Here is an 18,817-nt window from a genome sequence, read left to right on the forward strand (position 1 = left end):
ATGCATTATCATCATTTTGCCACTGCTACATAAACAGGATACCTGACAGGATTACGGGACGGAAATGTGCCGCAGTCTACTGTTCCATCTAAGGATGTGGAAAAAGTACCTTGGGCTGCTGAGAATCTTCCTGTTCCTGAATCAAACCAAGCAGGTGCTACTTCCTTATCAGTGGCACAAATTATAAAAGTGACAGATGAAAACAAAAAAGCATGACATAAAATTGTCATGCTTTTTCTCATATAACCTAAAAGTAGTTTCACTTTTAAGTGTACAGCTTTCTTGTAACATGTATAACTTTGTTGTTGAATGTACAACCTTCTTGTAAAGTACACAACTTTCTTGTCACTTCACACCCAGTATAGAATTTTTTTATTTGTCGACACCCTCATTTCTCAAACACAAAATTGATTTTATTCTCTTTCCACTCCAACTTCGCATCAAAGCTTTTATCATTCTTTTTAAAACCTTTAATTAAATCCGTCTGTTCACCTTTTAATAGCTTCGTCATATTCTTTTGCGAAATTGCTTTTCCTAATATTTTTTTGGAGATCGTGAAATCACATTGGGTTGTATTGTAGTTTGAACAACCGTAAAAAGTCGATTTATCGATTACATCGCCATCACATTTTTTACATGTTCCGACTTTTTTACCTGTTGTAAATTTCGATCCTTTACGTTCGATCGATTCTACATTCAATCCGGTAAAATCCCATTTCTCAGACATTTCAATCGCATCTTCAATAATTTTGGCTGATAACTTTTTCGTTTGTTCCATAAAAGTTGCTGGTGAAGCTGTACCTTCTCCAATTTCCGCAAGGCGCTGTTCCCACTTTGCCGTCATTTCTGGAGAAGCTAAAATTTTATTACCAATTGCCGTAATTAATACTTTCCCTTTATCCGTTGCGTATACTTGGTTTTTCTTAACATCAATATACTTACGATCTTTCAGCATTGTGATAATGCCAGCACGAGTTGCTTCTGTCCCTAAACCTTCTGTCTTCTTTAATACTTTCTCAAGCTCTTCATTATCTAAGTACTTTCCAGCCGTCTTCATTAATGTAATGAGTTGTCCTTCTGTAAAACGCTTTGGCGGCTGCGTTTTTCCTTCTTTAACTTTCACCTTTACGACTTTTCCTTGCTCGCCTTCTGCTACGATCGGAAGAATCGTTTCATCATCTTTATCATCTTGGAAAATAACTTTGCGCCATCCTTCTTGAATTTGTTGTTTCCCTTTTGAAATAAATTCCGCACGTCCATCAACAAGCGTTGTAATTGTTGTATAGTCAAAAATCGCAACTTCATAATGAGCCGCAATTAATCTTCTAATAATCATATCGTAAATTTTCTTTTCATCCCCAGATAATTTACTTGGATTTGTAACCTGTTCAGTTGGAATGATGGCATAATGGTCTGTAACCTTTTTCTCATTCACATACCGCTTATTATTCATAATTGAATCAATAGGTGCTGGTAACAAATCTTTATAATCATCAAACTGGCTTAACTTTTGCAAGATATCAGGAAATGTTGCCGCTTCTCCTTGTGTTACATAGTTAGAATCCGAACGTGGATAAGAAACAATCCCTTTTTGATACAATGCTTGTGTAATATCAAGAGTCTTTTTCGGCGAAAATTTAAATGCTTTATTTGCTGTTGCTTGCAGTGATGATAGGTTAAATAAAAACGGTGGCTGAAATTCTTTCCGCTCCGTTTTCATTTCTTTTACTTCAGCCGGCTTGTTTTGACAAAATGCTGCGATTTTATTTGCCATCTCAGGATCTGTTAAACGAGATTCATTATCTTTCTCCCACTTTCCTTCATATTTCTTTCCTTCGATATTAAAAGTTGCAAACACTTCCCAAAATGGTTCTGATTTAAAATTTTCAATTTCCTTTTCACGCTTTACAATTAAAGCTAATGTCGGCGTTTGTACACGGCCAGCCGAAAACACATCATTCATTCCCTTTTTCTTTAACAAAATGCTAAAGACGCGTGATGCGTTCATCCCAACGACCCAATCAGCGCATGACCTTGTATATGCTTCATAATACGTATTAATCGTATCTGACTCATCAAGTAAGTTTTTAAACCCTTGGTAAATCGCTTGCTTCGTTAAGGAAGAAATCCATAGACGTTTCATCGGTTTTTGCACGTTACAAAGATTGATAATATTTCTTACAATTAATTCCCCTTCTCGCCCCGCATCGCCTGCATGAATAATTTCCGTCACTTGCGGATTATGTAACAACTGTTTCACAACATTAAATTGCTTATATTTCGATTTTGTGACTTCAAATTGAAAACGCTCCGGAATCATTGGTAATGTATTTAATGACCATTTTTTCCATTCAGCGTAATAATGCTCCGGATTACACAACTGTGTCAAATGACCAATTGCCCATGTACAGTAAGCTCCATCTGGAAATAACTCATTTGCTTCTACTTCTAAATAACCGTCTTTTCTGCGATATTTAAATTGAGAAACAAGAGCCAAACCTTGATCTGGTTTTTCAGCGATTATTAATGCGACCATATTTTTCAAGTCACTCTCCTTTACCCCTTATAAAATAAGGCATTAACGCTTCTCGACTTTTTTATAGTCAAAAAAATATTCAAAACGAAGATTTTTCACCAATCAAAATCATCTTTTTGAATATTTATACTATTTTTGGATTTTAATTGTATAATGTCATCTCGCTCTTCTTTCGGATTACTCCTATCTACATTTTGACTAAACTTTTCAACATACATAATAGGATTACCAAAAGTTTCTGTCAGAGCATAATTTATTTTTTCACACTTCGCTTCCCCTGTATGTATTACTTTTTCTACTCGAACAAGCAAAGAAAACCCATCTAATAACGTGTTTCATTTTTCATTTTCATTCTCCAAGTTTTTTATTATATCACTTTTCTTATTCAACTGCCTTGAAATATTTGCTAAATCACTTTGTAATCCCTCTATTTTCTCTACCAATCTATCCACGAAATTGTTATATGGAAGAATATCTGTTTTTATTCCTATATTGTTTCCCTACTAAGTCTATGCTATCTACTACTTCTACTAGTTATACAAATAAGAAATGTGATGAATAATTTAAAAGGTTGATTATGTATATGTATTATTTACCTTTATAATAATTTAACAATTAAGATATTTCTAAAAACAAAGAAAATAATATTGTTATATACGAAAAAAATCATTATAATACTACTTATTAATAAGATAGTTGTTTTTATGGGGTGAAATGCGTTAAAAGGGGCTATCCACAAAAAATGTCTGAATTTTTTTATTAAAAAAATCTTTTGGTATATTCCGAAACAGCGTAGTCGGATACAATCAAAAGCACAACCCTAGAAAAGTCATCTATTATTCAACGGAATCTATGTGGAATAGGTTTAATTTTATTGTAGGGTTGTGAGAAACGAATAGCTCTATAGCAGCAATGTTGCAATTTTATCTTCAATTAATGGGGGAGTATTTATGAACAGTATACTGAAAAAGTGGAATCAAGTGAGCCTAGTAAAACAAATCATTGTAGGGTTGATTATTGGTATTATTCTATCTGTAACAATCCCAGAAGTAGCAAAGCCTATTGTAATTTTAGGTACTTTATTTGTAGGTGCTTTGAAAGCAATTGCACCTGTGCTGGTACTTTTCTTGGTTATGTCAGCCATCGCACAACATAAGAGTGGTCAACAAACAAATATGAAGTCCATTATCTTCCTATATCTTATGGGAACATTTTTAGCTGGATTAATCGCCGTTGTTGTAAGTTTTATTTTCCCTGTAACTTTAACACTTGCAAAGAGCGCTGAAGGTGTGACTGCTCCTGGAGGGATTACAGAGGTTCTCAAATCTTTACTGCTGAACATTGTTGATAACCCAATTAAAGCAATTTATAATGCAAACTATATCGGTATTTTAGCTTGGGCGACACTCCTTGGTTTGGCTTTACGAAATGCCTCTGATACGACAAAAACGACGATTTCAAATTTTTCAGACGCTATATCCAAAATAGTTACATGGATTATTAAGTTTGCGCCATTAGGAATCATGGGTCTGGTGGTGGATTCTATTACTACAAATGGAATTGAATCATTACTAAGCTATGGGAAATTACTTGCTGTTTTGATTAGTTGTATGTTCTTTGTAGCGCTGATTGTCAATCCAATCATTGTATTTGCATTTATACGCCAAAATCCTTACCCACTTGTTTTTAAGTGCTTAAAGGAAAGTGGGATTACAGCATTCTTTACACGTAGCTCAGCTGCGAATATTCCTGTAAATATGAGATTATGTGAAAATTTAGGTTTGAATAAGGATAGTTATTCCGTATCCATCCCATTAGGCGCAACAATTAATATGGCCGGAGCCGCTGTCACGATTTCTGTTTTGACACTTGCAGCAGTTCATACACTTGGTATTCAAGTGGATTTGCCTACAGCAATCATCCTTAGCGTACTGTCAGCTATAAGTGCTTGTGGTGCCTCAGGGGTTGCTGGTGGATCTTTATTACTGATTCCTCTAACATGCAGCTTATTTGGAATCTCACCTGATATTGCTATGCAGGTAGTTGGAGTAGGCTTTATTATTGGTGTTTTACAAGACTCTTTTGAAACGGCACTTAACTCATCCACAGACGTACTTTTCACAGCAACAGCGGAATTTAAAGAGTGGCGTAAAGAAGGGAAAAAAATAAATATTCGCCAAGCATCATAAAGAAGAAATCTAGTTCTCATACAAATGTAGTTTTTTAGAAACATATAACATCAATTGTTGGTGTGGAAAAAAGTTTGATTAAAAGGTCGCTAAGAACGTTGATTTTATACTCGAAGAAACCCACGCATTTTGAATAAAGTTTAATCAAAATGCGTGGGTTTTAATTTAGGATAATTTTAATTTTTATAAAAAGTACCTAAGTATAATATACCTATTTAAGGTATCATTAGAGTAATGAACTTCACTATAAACCTTTTAGCTCCTTATCATAAGTATTAGGAACCATTTTTTTCATCATGAATTTTTTGGCAATTCTATGAATATAGATATTGATAGTTAGTAAACTAATGCTTCCAATTAATAGGGCTGAAAGATTAGGGAAAAACATGAACCAAACTATCGAAATCACATAAAAGAAATAATAATTAATAAAAGAAAAATATGTTTCTTTTGTAGATATAAATTCACTATTCAGAAACTCACTTTTGATAATATTCAAGGGTTTAATAGATAACAATAAAATTAAACTTACAATAGCTGAGAAAATATAAATATCATCTGCAATAAAAACAGCAATACAGTAGCCGTAAAAGAAATAATCCAATTTGGTAATTGTGTTCATCAATTGGGTTTCCTCTATTGAAATATCTTTTGCATCTATAAACGCTTCCACCTGGAGTTCACGATTTTTATTATTTGAAACCTCTGCTATATTAATTGATACCACTTCACCATCTAATTGAGAAGAGACAAACTATTATTCAAGACCTAAATCGTAAAAAGTTATAAAAAATAAAAGATACTACATATTATACATGTATAATATGTAGTATCCCTTTTATAAAGCGACCTTTTTCCTAAAAATAATTGAGATTACCTCTTACTTCACATCATATCCTTGATCTTCAATAACTTCTTTCACTTTTTCTACATCTACTTTTGTGTCATCATACTCTACATTTACAGTTCCCTCTTGTAAATGCACTTCAACATTTTGTACTCCGTCTAACTCTGTAAGTGCATTTGTTACTGCCATTTTACAGTGATTACATGTCATTCCTTGTACGTTTAATGTGATAGTCATAATAAATTCCTCCATTTATTTTATATTTTAACACGTTTCAAACGAAGCGCGTTCGTCACAACAGATACCGAGCTAAATGCCATTGCTGCCCCTGCTACCCAAGGTTCTAATAATCCAGCGGCAGCTACAGGAATTCCAATTGCATTATAAAATAAAGCCCAAAATAGATTTTGACGGATATTTTTCATTGTCTTACGACTTAACTCAATTGCTTTTGAGATATGAGATAAATCCCCACCAACTAAAGTAACATCCGCTGCTTCAATCGCTACATCTGCACCAGTTCCAATAGCCATACCGATATCAGCTTTCGCAAGAGCCGGTGCATCATTAATACCGTCTCCCACCATCGCTACTCGTTTTCCTTGTTTTTGTAAATCTTCTACAATTTTAGCTTTATCTTCTGGTAATACTTCTGCGTATATATGATCAACATCAACTTGCTTCGCAATCGCTTCAGCTGTACGTTTATTATCACCTGTTACCATGTATACTTCGATTCCTATTTCTTTTAATGTTTGAATCGCATACTTTGAGCTTTCTTTTACTGTATCAGCTACAGCGATAATTCCAGCAAGTTTTCCATCAATTGCGATAAGCATTGCTGTTTTACCTTGATACTCTAATTCTTTCATAACTTCTTCATGCTGTGATATTTCTACTGATTGTTCATTCATTAATTTACGTGTTCCAACAAGAACCTTTTTATCTTCAATGCTTGCTTCAATCCCATGACCTGGAATTGCTGAAAACTGTTTTAAATTTTTCAATCGAATTTCGTTTTTCTTTCCGTATTCAACAATTGCATGTGCTAATGGATGTTCAGAAGCACTTTCAGCTGAAATAGCATAACCGAGCATGCCTTCTTCAAATTCTAACACATCAGTAACTTCCGGTTTCCCTTTTGTTACTGTTCCTGTTTTATCAAGTAACACAGCATTGATTTTATGCGTCCCTTCTAAAAATTCACCTCCTTTAAAGAGAATTCCTTTCTCAGCTCCCTTTCCTGTACCAACCATAATAGAAGTTGGTGTTGCCAGACCCAACGCACACGGACAAGCGATTACAAGGATGGCAATCCCGACTTCCAATGCTTTTGGTAAATCCCCTGGTGTGATAAAGAAATACCATACAATAAAAGCAACTAAAGCAATAGCCACAACAATAGGAACAAAAATACCTGAAATGATGTCTGCTAATCTTTGAATAGGTGCTTTAGATCCTTGCGCTTCTTCAACAATTTTGATAATGCCTGCTAAAGCTGTATCTTTTCCAACTTTTTCAGCTCTAATAGTCAGAACACCGTTTGCGTTAATAGTAGCGCCAATAACAGCGTCTCCTTCTTTTTTATCAACTGGAATAGATTCTCCTGTAATCATAGATTCATCAACGGAAGATACCCCGGAAGTTACAATACCATCCACAGGTATTTTTTCACCTGGTTTTACAATGATCGTATCTCCAATCACTACTTCTTCAAGTGGTACCCGTATTTCTTGACCCTCACGTACAACAAGTGCATCTTTAGCCTGTAAACTCAACAATTTAGAAATTGCTTCTGTTGTACGTCCTTTTGCTAATGTTTCAAAATACTTTCCAACTAGAATTAATGTAATTAGAACTGCACTTGTTTCAAAATACAGATCTGGAACGTATGCAGGATTTCCTAATGTTTTCAATGCTTCATATAGGCTATAAAAATAAGCTGCTGATGTTCCTAAGGCAACTAGTACATCCATATTTGCACTTTTATTTCGAAGCGCACGGTAAGCACCAACATAGAAATGACCACCAATATAAAATTGAACTGGTGTTGCTAATAGAAGTTGAAACCATGGATTCATTAAAATATGTGGCATTGGTATACCTGTATCAAATGGCATATGGCCAATCATTGTATAGAGTAAAGGTAAAGACAAAATAATAGAAATGATAAGTTGACGCTTTTTCGCCTTAATAACCTCTTCTTTTCTTGCTGAACGATCTACATCTTCATTACGTATCTGTCCTTTATACCCCGTTTTCTTTATTTTTCCTAAAATATTTTCCGTCGAAATCAAGCTTTCATTATATTCTACAACCGCGCTATTTGTAGCTAAATTTACAGTCGCATTCGAAACGCCTTCCATTTTGTTTAACACTTTTTCAATTCGGGTTGCACAAGCTGCACATGTCATTCCTTCAATATCTAAAGTAACTTTTTCCTCCGCTACGTTATAGCCTAATTTTTCAATTCTATTTTTTATAGTAGCGATTTCTTGCTGGGATGGATCATACTTGATACTTGCTTTTTCCATAGCTAAATTTACATTAGCTTCTACTCCATCCATTTTATTTAGTACTTTTTCAATCCGAGTTGCACAAGCTGCACATGTCATTCCTGTAACGCCAAGCGTAACATGTTTTTGTTTATCCATTGTATACCCCTCCTATTTTGAAAACTGTTTTATGACACTCATTAATTCTTGAATAGACTCATCTCCATTCCCTTCATGAATCGCCTTTGCTACACAATGTTTTGTATGACGTTCTAACAAAGAAAAACCTACCTTATTTAAAGCTGCATTAATCGCTGAAATTTGAATTAAAATATCAACACAGTACCGATTATCTTCAACCATTTTTTGAACCCCACGTACTTGCCCTTCAATACGCTTTAAACGTTTTATAACATTTTGAACTTCCTCTTCTGTTCGAGGAACCATTTTTGGATTTGTTTCATTACCTTCACAATGCCCCATCAATATCACCTCAGTTATAGTAATCATCGCTCTTTAAATACATTATACGGGTAAGGGGTATAAAACGCAACTGATAACAAACCTATTTTTAATTTTTTTCAAGCATACACTAATTATTTTTCATAATGTTGAAACAATCATCTTTATAATGAATCTCATTTATCGTTAGGTTTTCGAAATTATGCAGATACTTTGCAGATATAAATAGGCATAAGTATTCTATACTCACTCATATGATGAAGTGAACAAAAAGACAGGGAGGTATTACTATATCCACTTATACATTAATCACCTTAATACTTTGTTTCATCTTGGTTCTTTGTACTTCTTATATTTCTAAAAACAAAGGTACCCTAATGGAGTATATGGTATTTATTATGTCTTTTAGTATGAGCATAGGATTAAGTATTGGATTCTATTTTGGCATTCTCTTTAAAGGTGATTTGTTATATTCTACTCTATTTTCTATTTTGATTAGTAGTATAATCGGTTTTTTAGTTGGACTCCGCTTTCATCTATACTCTGCTTTAGAAGGCATGTTCTCTGGGTTAATGGCTGGTATGATGGGGGCTATGATTACAGAAATGTTAAGCGCTCAACAAGCACACAGTATACTTCTTATTAGTATCTTGCTCACGATAACCATTACTACATCATGTATCATTCAATTCTTATCAGAAACTTTTTCTCCCTATATTCACCGCTGGTTCTTATTATTACTTTCAATTAGTATAGCAATTGTGCTGACTGTATTTGTAACATTCCCACAACATACTCCCTCACTCCCAACCAAACATGAACAACATATACATAAACACTAGCACCTATAAATGATAAACACCCTCAATGTTTTATAACATTGAGGGTGTTTATCCTATTTCCTTAATTTTATTTTTAACAGAGCGATTAGATTGAATTATATTATAAATTTGTGTTCTACCAACAAATGAGCCTCACAATCGTTGAAATAATTAGTGAAAGAAGTTATCTATTAATGTCACCCTTTATCCCGCAGAAACGTGATGTAAATCGTAGCATTGAAACATCCATTCACCTAGATTGTCTGCTATAAAAGCTACTCCAAATTCAAGGTATCTTTAACAATTTACAAACCTTCTATCAGCTTTTCTAAACAAAATTAACCTTATTTCATAAACTTTTAATACATCAATCTCTGCAATATTATATTCTATATGCACGATTCATCAAAAATATAAACGTGCCATTCATAAAAGTAACCAGCCCTGCTAACACTGTTGACACCCTAGCCCCAATTCCATCTATTCCTATATACATCATACCCACAGCAATTCCTATCATAACTATAGGCGTACCTACCACCATAACAATCATTCCTATCCAGCTTCTTTTCTTTCTGTTATCTTGATAAGTTGTAAATACTATATAATTCAAAACGGTCAAGAACAGTAGGAATGACATGGCCATGTACATCATCAATATACTCATTGCCTCACTCCTACGTAATTTTTTATTAAAGTAAGCTGATCTATTTTCTGTTTAAATAAGCTTATTGTGTATCTCTCATAAAATATGAATAAAATCTATAGTGACCATTGTTTTTTAACTTGTACTTCAGCCATATGTTCAATCGCTTCTTTCGTCATTCCTGCATAAGCAATAACATTTGTTTGATAGTTTTTCCCTTGAATATTGACTTTAACAGTTATCGCCATCATTCTTATCCCTCCTTTCACCTATACAAACAAACTATCTTTTCCTAGTTAGAAATATAGTATTTTTTGTAATAGCTCTTACAAAACTTATGTTTTATCACATGTACTATATATAAAGACTATACAAGTCTTATTTAAATACGTTATTAAGTAACCAATGAGTAATGAAAGAATGATCAACATGATAGTTGAATGAAGAACCCTCCCATTTCTATCTTGTTTTTCCGTTACTATCTCTTACATCAACTTACTTACTTACTTTTTTAAATTAGGTTACTTTACGTAATGATAATATACTTTAAATATTTTCCCGTCAAGAAAAATATTTATCTTTATTCTCTTCTTCAACAAACAAAGTATATTTATCTTTTTATTCGACATTAATATGAATAGTAAGGCCTCAATAATTAAAGTTTCACCTTATGAACAACTAAGCAATGAAAAAATAATTTCTGTATTCTTATTGAAATAACAAGTTCATTTCAAATTTTAATGAGAATTTTCACTTTGAAACAAATAACGAATATTCATAATAAAAGCTACCCTTCCTGTATATTTCTCAGGTTGGATAGCTTTATTTGTACGCTCTTTATTCAACGCTCTCATTTAAAAAGACATTCTATCTGACGACCAAACTACTTGTACAAATCAAGTATTAATACATACTCATTTTTGATAATTTTTTTTTATTTTGGTCACTACATATAGTAAAGGCACATAACCATATATAATATAAAATCCAAGATTTGATGTAATGTTTCCTAAAATCGTCACTTTAACCCTATTATCGATAAGTACTGACGCTATATATATTAATAAAATGACGAATATCAAAGATTTTTTCGGTTGAATGTTACACATTTTCTTGACGCCTCTTGTAAAACTCCATACATAACAACAAATAGTTGGTAAAACAACTAGAAACCAAATAAAAATAACAATATACTCAAACCTCTCAATAAAAGGAAGTTGGAAAATTTTCGTAATAATTAATGTAGCCCAAACCGTATGCTTTAATTGCCCTTGAGTGAAATATACAAAAGAGATAATTGTTAAAATCAAATACAAAATAGTTGTGTATAATGTAGCGATTTGTGCCCATTTTTGTGATTTATCCCTATTTTTAATAAACGGATAGTATAAAAATAAAGATTCAAATCCAAGATACATTAACATTGATACTTTTGCTGATTCTAAAAGATCTGAAATATCATGATTAAATAACGGCAACAAATTATTCCAATGCGCATATTTCAATAGAAAGAACATCATAATGATTAAAAATGATGGAATGACTACACCCCAAAAACTAATACCTGTCACTACCCTAAATCCACCCGAGATAATATAATATACTACCACTAATACAAGCAAGGTCAGCTCCCATGTATGAATCATCGGAAAAATCCACACCTGTAAAATTTCTATGTAGGCCCTAGTAACATTAAGTGCTGATAGAGCCATGTATCCTAAAAAGCATGCAGATAGAAGATGCCCTATTATTTTCCCAAAGAGACTCTTATTAATAGCAATTATGTCCCCTTCTTCTGAATCTTTTAAAATGGAATACATCATCAAAATCACAAGATGTATACTTATTCCTGTAATTAAAATGGATTGCCATGCATCGTGTCCTGCCCTTTGAATCAGTTCTCTTTGGTAACTCAAAATCCCCACACCAGTCTGTGAAGAATGAACTAAAAAAAACACAAAAAATGGTGTTACCATTGAACTTTTTTTCACTTTTTGTTCATTCATTTTTCTCACCATCTTAACTCATTCGCCAATACCTGATTGTATCAAATTCAACTTTGTTTCTACTCTAAACGTAATGAAAGGATAAATTTTATAAAACTCTTTTTCTTTCCAGTCCCTTTTTTTCCCTCTGATGAAATCTCCTATTCCTACCGGATCAACTTCATACTTTTGCAGTTTTTTCAATAACTGATATACTTCTTCGTTCTGTTTTTTTTCTATTTCTTTTGATATGAATTTTACGTTCTGAATATCTTTTAAATTTAACCAACTTGGTAAATCTTTTATCAATCCATTCATCGTGATATGAACTGTAACTTTAGGTATAGAGTCTAAGTTACTAGCTCTCATACTCATAACCCCATATAAGTTATTCAGTGCAACATAACCTTTTTTATTTTCTTTTTTCACCAAAACCTCAATATTCCCATTCATATTATGACCAGAGAGTAGTTTAAATGTGAACATATCTTTCTCATTTAAATGTAGTTTCAATTTTCCATCTTTTATAATACCTACTCCATCTATTGCTATAGAATTGTCTTTCTTCACTTTTAAAAAAGGTAAGTAAGCATCTCGTCCTTCCCCATAATAATTAAATAAAAACACTTGTAAGTTAGTAAGCGGTGAACTTTCTTTTTTAATATTTTGTTCTACTAATTCAAATAAGAATAAAGCACCCTCTTTTTTTGCCTTTTTTAATAATTTTTCAGCTGAATTTTCCGCAACAGCAACTTGCACACGGCTTCCAATTAAAGGATCTTTACATATAGCACGTACAAGTTCAGAAATCCCTTCTCTAGCTAAATTTTCCCCAAATATCAACATTTTTAATTTCCCTATTTCAACAGGAGATGAAGTTTTCCGATTCATCTTACTCAAGATAATATTTGTGGTGGAGGCTTCTGCCCTTAGAAACCCAGCTTTATTTTCTTTATCATTCTGTGCGTATTCTGGATAAAGTGCTGTTCCTACAAGCTTATCCTCTTTTTTATCAAAAGCTAAAACTTTAAGAATATCTAGTTGATCAACTACCTTCATCCGAAGACATCCACATAAAACACTTGCAATAATCATAAAACAAATGATTCTTTTCATATCAGTGTCTCCATTTTATTGTAATTATTACTCGTTATTAATATCATCATGATCTTGTCCAGCGTTGTATCTTTTTAATAGCTTTGGCTTAAGATATCCCGGTCTTTTAGTGGTGTATTTATAAGAGGAACGAATAAAGCTATCCGCATAATCTGAACTTCTGAATGGATATAAAGGGACCAAATAAGGTGTTCCAAGAGATTTTAATCTCATAAGGTGAGTTAATAAAAGCACAAAACTAATAATGATCCCAAACCCACCCCAAAGAGCTGCAGCTAAAATGAAAGGGAATCTTAAAAATCTCCTATTCCTACCGGATCAACTTCATACTTTTGCAGTTTTTTCAATAACTGATATACTTCTTCGTTCTGTTTTTTTTCTATTTCTTTTGATATGAATTTTACGTTCTGAATATCTTTTAAATTTAACCAACTTGGTAAATCTTTTATCAATCCATTCATCGTGATATGAACTGTAACTTTAGGTATAGAGTCTAAGTTACTAGCTCTCATACTCATAACCCCATATAAGTTATTCAGTGCAACATAACCTTTTTTATTTTCTTTTTTCACCAAAACCTCAATATTCCCATTCATATTATGACCAGAGAGTAGTTTAAATGTGAACATATCTTTCTCATTTAAATGTAGTTTCAATTTTCCATCTTTTATAATACCTACTCCATCTATTGCTATAGAATTGTCTTTCTTCACTTTTAAAAAAGGTAAGTAAGCATCTCGTCCTTCCCCATAATAATTAAATAAAAACACTTGTAAGTTAGTAAGCGGTGAACTTTCTTTTTTAATATTTTGTTCTACTAATTCAAATAAGAATAAAGCACCCTCTTTTTTTGCCTTTTTTAATAATTTTTCAGCTGAATTTTCCGCAACAGCAACTTGCACACGGCTTCCAATTAAAGGATCTTTACATATAGCACGTACAAGTTCAGAAATCCCTTCTCTAGCTAAATTTTCCCCAAATATCAACATTTTTAATTTCCCTATTTCAACAGGAGATGAAGTTTTCCGATTCATCTTACTCAAGATAATATTTGTGGTGGAGGCTTCTGCCCTTAGAAACCCAGCTTTATTTTCTTTATCATTCTGTGCGTATTCTGGATAAAGTGCTGTTCCTACAAGCTTATCCTCTTTTTTATCAAAAGCTAAAACTTTAAGAATATCTAGTTGATCAACTACCTTCATCCGAAGACATCCACATAAAACACTTGCAATAATCATAAAACAAATGATTCTTTTCATATCAGTGTCTCCATTTTATTGTAATTATTACTCGTTATTAATATCATCATGATCTTGTCCAGCGTTGTATCTTTTTAATAGCTTTGGCTTAAGATATCCCGGTCTTTTAGTGGTGTATTTATAAGAGGAACGAATAAAGCTATCCGCATAATCTGAACTTCTGAATGGATATAAAGGGACCAAATAAGGTGTTCCAAGAGATTTTAATCTCATAAGGTGAGTTAATAAAAGCACAAAACTAATAATGATCCCAAACCCACCCCAAAGAGCTGCAGCTAAAATGAAAGGGAATCTTAATAGACGAATTGTATTGGACATTTTAAAAATAGGAGTTGTAAACGATGCTAAAGCAGAAAGAGATACTATAATAAGTAAAATATTACTTGTTAGTGCCGCTTCAACAGAAGCTTGTCCAATGACAATCCCACCTACTATCCCTAATGTTTGACCGATTTTGGTTGGAAGTCTCGCTCCAGCTTCTCTTAATAATTCAATGGTTATTTCCAAAAAAATCACTTCCAATACAGGCGGAAATGGGACATTTACTCTTGAATTAACAATAGGCCCTAATAAATCTACTGGAATGATTTCATAATGATACGTTAAAACCGAAACATATAGAGGAGTGGAGAACATGGAGAAAATAACCCCAAGTATCCGTATGATTCTAAAAAACGAACCAATAACCCATGGTAAGTAATAGTCCTCTGGAGATACAAAAAAATCCATAATTGTTGCTGGCCCTGTAATAACATATGGCGAACCACTACTCATAATTGCAACTTGACCATTAACAATTGCATATGTAACACGATCCATCCTTTCTGTCGATAGAAATAATGGAAAAGGTGTATGAGCATTATCTGTAATCATTTGGTCAATTTGAGAGCTATCAAAGACCATGTCAAATTCTAAATTCTTTAACCTTTCACGAACTGTTTGAATATGTTTAGGATTTGTAATGCCTTCTAAATAAAAAATTACCACTTTCGTTTTTGACATAGACCCAACTGTTATTTCTTCAAAAATCAAATCTGATGCTACAATTTGTCTTCTTAGCAAGTGTATATTAATATCAATATTTTCAACGAACCCTATTTTGGGACCTACTACACTAAATTCATTCTCAGTCTCATTATTTTCTCTATATCCTAAGTTTGAATTTTCAATATTGATTAATGCACACATTTCATCTGTTTTTTGTAGCCTAACTACTGCAAATCCTTGATTAAGCTTCAATTCAATCTCTTCTGTATCATTTGTAATTAGAATATCTTCTATTGGAATAACACTTTTTAGTTGATGTAGGTTATGTATTGTTTTTAAATTACTTTGGATATAAGGCAATATTTTCCCCTGTAATTTCTCCCCATCTATCAACGTTCGATAATAGCTAATAAATAAAAAATCTTGCCTTTTTGAAGGGGAGAACTCATGAAAATCTATTGATTTTTTAGCTATTTCAAGAATTTGAAAAAGACTTTTCCTTTCTTGTTTTCCCCTGCTTGTCACCAAGTTATCTATAATCCACTTTTTCACCACGCCTACCCTCCCTACAACCCACCATACACTTTATCTTAATCCTTGATGTAGTATTTGCTTCAATGTAAAATTCATACACTCCCTTTAACCAAATACGAGCTTCGTTTATATTTATGTAAAAAGGTTATTTTTAAAAAGATAACAAAATCATGGTAGGGCATAAGCCAGAACAGAAATAAAAAGGGTTTAGATATAATCATTTACTGATACTAATCTTATCTAACTTGTAAAAACGCACCCATAATATCATTTTTAAATTGAAACTCATCAAAGTTAAGAACCACCTTATGCTTAACAAAACCTGGTGTAGGTCTACTCCTAAAATCCCCTATACTCTGGCCAAAAGCATCACCTCTATCTACTATCATTTTGATTGGCATTTCTCTCAGTGTCACTTTACCTTTATTTAACAAATACCACAACGGAAATACATCATGTAAAGGACTCCCCTCAATTCCAGGCACACTTTGTGAATAAAATTGATAATAATAATTTAATAACGGCTTAATAATTAATCCTATTGGATCTTTTGTTTTTTGATGAAATTGATCAATCTGTTCCACTTGGTTAGGTGTAATGATAGCTCTTTGTGTAACGTTCAACGGAATTATCGTTAAATTTTTCGCGTAATTAATAATAATATTAGCAGCATAAGGATCACCATAAAAATTAGCTTCTGCTACTGCTGTAACATTTCCAGGATAAAAAAAAGCTCCTCCCATCAATAAATACTCTTTTGCTTCTTGCATTAATTTTACTCCCAAAATAAATGTTGCAGCTAAAGAAGAAACTCGGCCAACGTTTACAATAATTAAATCCGCTAGGTTTTTTTCAACAACACCTAGAACCATATAAAGAGGATAAATAGGATAATTAATTGTTGGAGGGATAATTGGTCCTAATCCTTCAGGTCCATGAACTTCAGGATAATAAACTATTTCGATTCCAGTCAAAGGACAAGTTGCTCCTTCAAAAACAGGAATATCTTGATTTCCAGATAAATATTTTAGATAATTAATGTTTCTAAGGACTTTTTCTCTCGGAGCATTACCATAATCGGCCACTATACCAACTATTTCAATTTCTTCATTAAAAAAGCTATATAGAAGTGCTATCGTATCATCAATTCCAAAATCACCGAAAAGTAAGATTTTTCGTTTCATTTATATCCTCCTTTTTTGCAATTCCTTTCCTGTTGTAATACAATCTTCAATTGATTATATTCAAATGTAGATTGTATTTTCTTGAAAATAAATTTATTATTTTTATTTTTCTAAAGAAATTTTCAGTAACCGTCTCTTTTCTAATTCTGCAATCGTGAACTTTGTACATAATCAGCACACACATGTGAAAAATTTAAAGACTTTCTCCTCAATCTGAAAAGGTATGCTCACAAAAATGAGCATACCTTTTAAATCATAGCAATATAACATCTATAAAATCATTCTACCACATATATGAAAGAGGCTTTTTTCGTGTCTCATACAATAAATTCCTCTATAAACAATAATAAGGCTTAAATATTCAAAAACTTAACACATACCGGATCAGGTACAACATCAGACTGCAAAAGCTTTAATCTTCCATGTGACTCGTCTCTTGAAAATAGCACAAGGTTACTAGTTCTTTCGTTTATAACGATAAGGAATTTCTCAGTAGGATCTAATATGAAATCTCGGGGCCAATCACCCTCTGTATATACAGATTCAACAAAAGTAAGTTCCCCTGAATCTTGATTCACACTGAAAACAGCAATACTATTATGCCCTCTGTTTGCCGCATATACAAAACGACCATCGGAAGATATATGAATTGCACTCCCTTGATTATTTCCACTACATTCATTTGGAATAGTAGAGATATATTGCACTTCTTTAAATCCACCATTCTCAGCATTATATGTTAAAACGATTACCTGTGAACTCAGTTCTGTCATCACATAAACGTATCTTCCATTTGGATGGAATACAAGATGCCTTGGACCACTTCCAGGCTGAACTGACAATCGATTAACTTCTGTTAAAATACCTCTACTTACTTTATATGTAATCAATTGATCAATTCCCAAGTCCACAGCTACCACGTATTTATGCTCAGGCGTAAATCCAGCGTAATGTGTATGTGGTTTTTCTTGTCTCTCTTTATTTGGACCTGAACCTTTATGCTCTATAATAGATGTCGCCGAATCTAAAGCTCCATTTTCTCTATTTACTATATAAGATTCAATTGTCCCTTTATGATAGTTTGCCGTAACTACCATTTGATTTGTTTTATCAATACTCACATGACATGGTGATGCCCCATCTAATACTTGGCTATTTATTGCTTCAAGACTGTTAGTAGGATAGTTAATAGAAAAAGCTGCTACTCCACCTGATTCACCTTTTTTTATGACGGAATATAAAAATTGATTATCTTCGCTAATAGCTAAGTATGTAGGATTATCTAATTTAGCCGCTAGACTAACCTCTTTAATTGTCGCTATCTGTGTATCCAATGTAAATTTATAAATCCCTTCGCTATCCCCTCGCGTATATGTTCCGATATATCCAAGCAATTTACTGTTATTCATTCTTGATATCCTCCCTTGAAATAATTTAACCCGCATTAACGAATAATAAGCCCCCGCCGTAACATGCAACAATTGCAAAGATGTTAAATAGGAATCAACTACCTGTAAACGTTCAATGGTGAGGTCTAATCAACGTTTCACTTTACGACATTCTACCACAAAAATGGAATTAAAATCCCTTTCATAGAACTAACAACACCATAGACACGTAATCCTACACAAATAATTCTTTTCATAAAAAAGCTCCCTTATCAAGACATTAGTTTAATCCAAAGTCTCGATAAGGGTCTAAATTTTTAACATTTACAATTTTATCTCGCATTAACAGGCAGTAAAACCCTCACCTC

The 18,817-nt window shown here is 32.9% G+C and carries 18 protein-coding genes; 3 read left to right on the forward strand and 15 right to left on the reverse strand.

Annotated elements, in window-relative coordinates:
• Positions 1–66: 66 nt before the first annotated feature.
• Complete coding sequence (locus tag AAIE21_RS18005; protein WP_343268023.1) at positions 67–216, forward strand: hypothetical protein; 150 nt, start codon at positions 67–69, stop codon at positions 214–216.
• Positions 217–388: 172 nt separating this feature from the next.
• Here the strand turns inward: AAIE21_RS18005 and topB are convergent, their stop codons facing one another.
• Both topB and AAIE21_RS18015 read right to left on the reverse strand, forming a co-directional pair.
• Entirely contained in the window at positions 389–2,536 is a 2,148-nt protein-coding gene (gene topB, locus AAIE21_RS18010) for a DNA topoisomerase III (protein WP_343268089.1), read from the reverse strand.
• A 95-nt stretch (positions 2,537–2,631) separates the two neighbouring features.
• On the reverse strand, positions 2,632–2,847 hold the full coding sequence (locus AAIE21_RS18015; RefSeq protein WP_343268024.1) for a hypothetical protein: 216 nt from the start codon (positions 2,845–2,847) through the stop codon (positions 2,632–2,634).
• A 639-nt stretch (positions 2,848–3,486) separates the two neighbouring features.
• Here AAIE21_RS18015 and sstT point away from each other — a divergent pair.
• Positions 3,487–4,725, forward strand: a complete 1,239-nt coding sequence (sstT, locus tag AAIE21_RS18020; protein ID WP_343268025.1) for a serine/threonine transporter SstT — start codon at positions 3,487–3,489, stop codon at positions 4,723–4,725.
• 244 nt (positions 4,726–4,969) lie between these two features.
• Here the strand turns inward: sstT and AAIE21_RS18025 are convergent, their stop codons facing one another.
• The 4 genes from AAIE21_RS18025 to AAIE21_RS18040 all read right to left on the reverse strand — a co-directional run bounded on the left by AAIE21_RS18025 (position 4,970) and on the right by AAIE21_RS18040 (position 8,550).
• Complete coding sequence (locus AAIE21_RS18025; protein WP_343268026.1) at positions 4,970–5,452, reverse strand: hypothetical protein; 483 nt, start codon at positions 5,450–5,452, stop codon at positions 4,970–4,972.
• Between the two features lie 153 nt (positions 5,453–5,605).
• The gene (gene copZ / locus AAIE21_RS18030; protein ID WP_343268027.1) at positions 5,606–5,809 is read right to left on the reverse strand and encodes a copper chaperone CopZ; all 204 of its coding nucleotides are present in this window, start codon (positions 5,807–5,809) and stop codon (positions 5,606–5,608) included.
• Between the two features lie 20 nt (positions 5,810–5,829).
• Complete coding sequence (locus AAIE21_RS18035) at positions 5,830–8,226, reverse strand: heavy metal translocating P-type ATPase (protein WP_343268028.1); 2,397 nt, start codon at positions 8,224–8,226, stop codon at positions 5,830–5,832.
• Between the two features lie 12 nt (positions 8,227–8,238).
• Positions 8,239–8,550 (reverse strand): metal-sensing transcriptional repressor, encoded by a 312-nt coding sequence (locus AAIE21_RS18040; RefSeq protein ID WP_343268029.1) that lies wholly within the window; start codon positions 8,548–8,550, stop codon positions 8,239–8,241.
• Positions 8,551–8,819: 269 nt separating this feature from the next.
• On the opposite strand from AAIE21_RS18040, the gene AAIE21_RS18045 reads away from it, so the two are divergent.
• Positions 8,820–9,371, forward strand: a complete 552-nt coding sequence (locus AAIE21_RS18045) for a hypothetical protein (protein WP_343268090.1) — start codon at positions 8,820–8,822, stop codon at positions 9,369–9,371.
• Positions 9,372–9,732: 361 nt separating this feature from the next.
• On the opposite strand, the gene AAIE21_RS18050 is transcribed toward AAIE21_RS18045, so the two are convergent.
• The 9 genes from AAIE21_RS18050 to AAIE21_RS18090 all read right to left on the reverse strand — a co-directional run bounded on the left by AAIE21_RS18050 (position 9,733) and on the right by AAIE21_RS18090 (position 18,470).
• The gene (locus tag AAIE21_RS18050) at positions 9,733–10,017 is read right to left on the reverse strand and encodes a hypothetical protein (protein ID WP_343268030.1); all 285 of its coding nucleotides are present in this window, start codon (positions 10,015–10,017) and stop codon (positions 9,733–9,735) included.
• A gap of 95 nt (positions 10,018–10,112) precedes the next feature.
• On the reverse strand, positions 10,113–10,247 hold the full coding sequence (locus AAIE21_RS18055) for a BA3454 family stress response protein (RefSeq protein ID WP_343268031.1): 135 nt from the start codon (positions 10,245–10,247) through the stop codon (positions 10,113–10,115).
• A 663-nt stretch (positions 10,248–10,910) separates the two neighbouring features.
• The gene (locus AAIE21_RS18060) at positions 10,911–12,002 is read right to left on the reverse strand and encodes a GerAB/ArcD/ProY family transporter (protein WP_343268032.1); all 1,092 of its coding nucleotides are present in this window, start codon (positions 12,000–12,002) and stop codon (positions 10,911–10,913) included.
• An 18-nt stretch (positions 12,003–12,020) separates the two neighbouring features.
• Positions 12,021–13,097, reverse strand: a complete 1,077-nt coding sequence (locus AAIE21_RS18065) for a Ger(x)C family spore germination protein (RefSeq protein ID WP_343268033.1) — start codon at positions 13,095–13,097, stop codon at positions 12,021–12,023.
• A gap of 27 nt (positions 13,098–13,124) precedes the next feature.
• Positions 13,125–13,379, reverse strand: a complete 255-nt coding sequence (locus tag AAIE21_RS18070; protein WP_343268091.1) for a spore germination protein — start codon at positions 13,377–13,379, stop codon at positions 13,125–13,127.
• Positions 13,380–13,390: 11 nt separating this feature from the next.
• Positions 13,391–14,356, reverse strand: coding sequence for a Ger(x)C family spore germination protein (locus AAIE21_RS18075; protein ID WP_481858690.1), 966 nt, complete (start codon positions 14,354–14,356; stop codon positions 13,391–13,393).
• Between the two features lie 27 nt (positions 14,357–14,383).
• Positions 14,384–15,895, reverse strand: coding sequence for a spore germination protein (locus tag AAIE21_RS18080; RefSeq protein ID WP_343268035.1), 1,512 nt, complete (start codon positions 15,893–15,895; stop codon positions 14,384–14,386).
• 218 nt (positions 15,896–16,113) lie between these two features.
• Positions 16,114–17,061: a nucleoside hydrolase gene (locus AAIE21_RS18085; protein ID WP_343268036.1), complete on the reverse strand. Its 948-nt coding sequence runs from the start codon at positions 17,059–17,061 to the stop codon at positions 16,114–16,116.
• A 353-nt stretch (positions 17,062–17,414) separates the two neighbouring features.
• Positions 17,415–18,470 carry a lactonase family protein gene (locus AAIE21_RS18090; RefSeq protein ID WP_343268037.1) on the reverse strand — a complete coding sequence of 352 codons (1,056 nt, stop codon included), beginning with the start codon at positions 18,468–18,470 and terminating at the stop codon, positions 17,415–17,417.
• Between the last annotated feature and the right edge of the window lie 347 nt (positions 18,471–18,817).

This window comes from Paenibacillus sp. 102, from assembly GCF_039549175.1.
GTDB lineage: Bacteria > Bacillota > Bacilli > Bacillales > Bacillaceae_G > Bacillus_A.

What these genes read in the sequence shown, in the direction of transcription:
- topB (WP_343268089.1), bottom strand. Translation starts at nt 2,536, where the DNA reads ATGGTCGCATTAATAATCGCTGAAAAACCAGATCAAGGTTTGGCTCTT.
- sstT (WP_343268025.1), top strand. Translation starts at nt 3,487, where the DNA reads ATGAACAGTATACTGAAAAAGTGGAATCAAGTGAGCCTAGTAAAACAA.
- copZ (WP_343268027.1), bottom strand. Translation starts at nt 5,809, where the DNA reads ATGACTATCACATTAAACGTACAAGGAATGACATGTAATCACTGTAAA.
- AAIE21_RS18035 (WP_343268028.1), bottom strand. Translation starts at nt 8,226, where the DNA reads ATGGATAAACAAAAACATGTTACGCTTGGCGTTACAGGAATGACATGT.
- AAIE21_RS18040 (WP_343268029.1), bottom strand. Translation starts at nt 8,550, where the DNA reads ATGGGGCATTGTGAAGGTAATGAAACAAATCCAAAAATGGTTCCTCGA.
- AAIE21_RS18050 (WP_343268030.1), bottom strand. Translation starts at nt 10,017, where the DNA reads ATGAGTATATTGATGATGTACATGGCCATGTCATTCCTACTGTTCTTG.
- AAIE21_RS18055 (WP_343268031.1), bottom strand. Translation starts at nt 10,247, where the DNA reads ATGATGGCGATAACTGTTAAAGTCAATATTCAAGGGAAAAACTATCAA.
- AAIE21_RS18060 (WP_343268032.1), bottom strand. Translation starts at nt 12,002, where the DNA reads ATGAATGAACAAAAAGTGAAAAAAAGTTCAATGGTAACACCATTTTTT.
- AAIE21_RS18065 (WP_343268033.1), bottom strand. Translation starts at nt 13,097, where the DNA reads ATGAAAAGAATCATTTGTTTTATGATTATTGCAAGTGTTTTATGTGGA.
- AAIE21_RS18075 (WP_481858690.1), bottom strand. Translation starts at nt 14,356, where the DNA reads ATGAAAAGAATCATTTGTTTTATGATTATTGCAAGTGTTTTATGTGGA.
- AAIE21_RS18085 (WP_343268036.1), bottom strand. Translation starts at nt 17,061, where the DNA reads ATGAAACGAAAAATCTTACTTTTCGGTGATTTTGGAATTGATGATACG.
- AAIE21_RS18090 (WP_343268037.1), bottom strand. Translation starts at nt 18,470, where the DNA reads ATGAATAACAGTAAATTGCTTGGATATATCGGAACATATACGCGAGGG.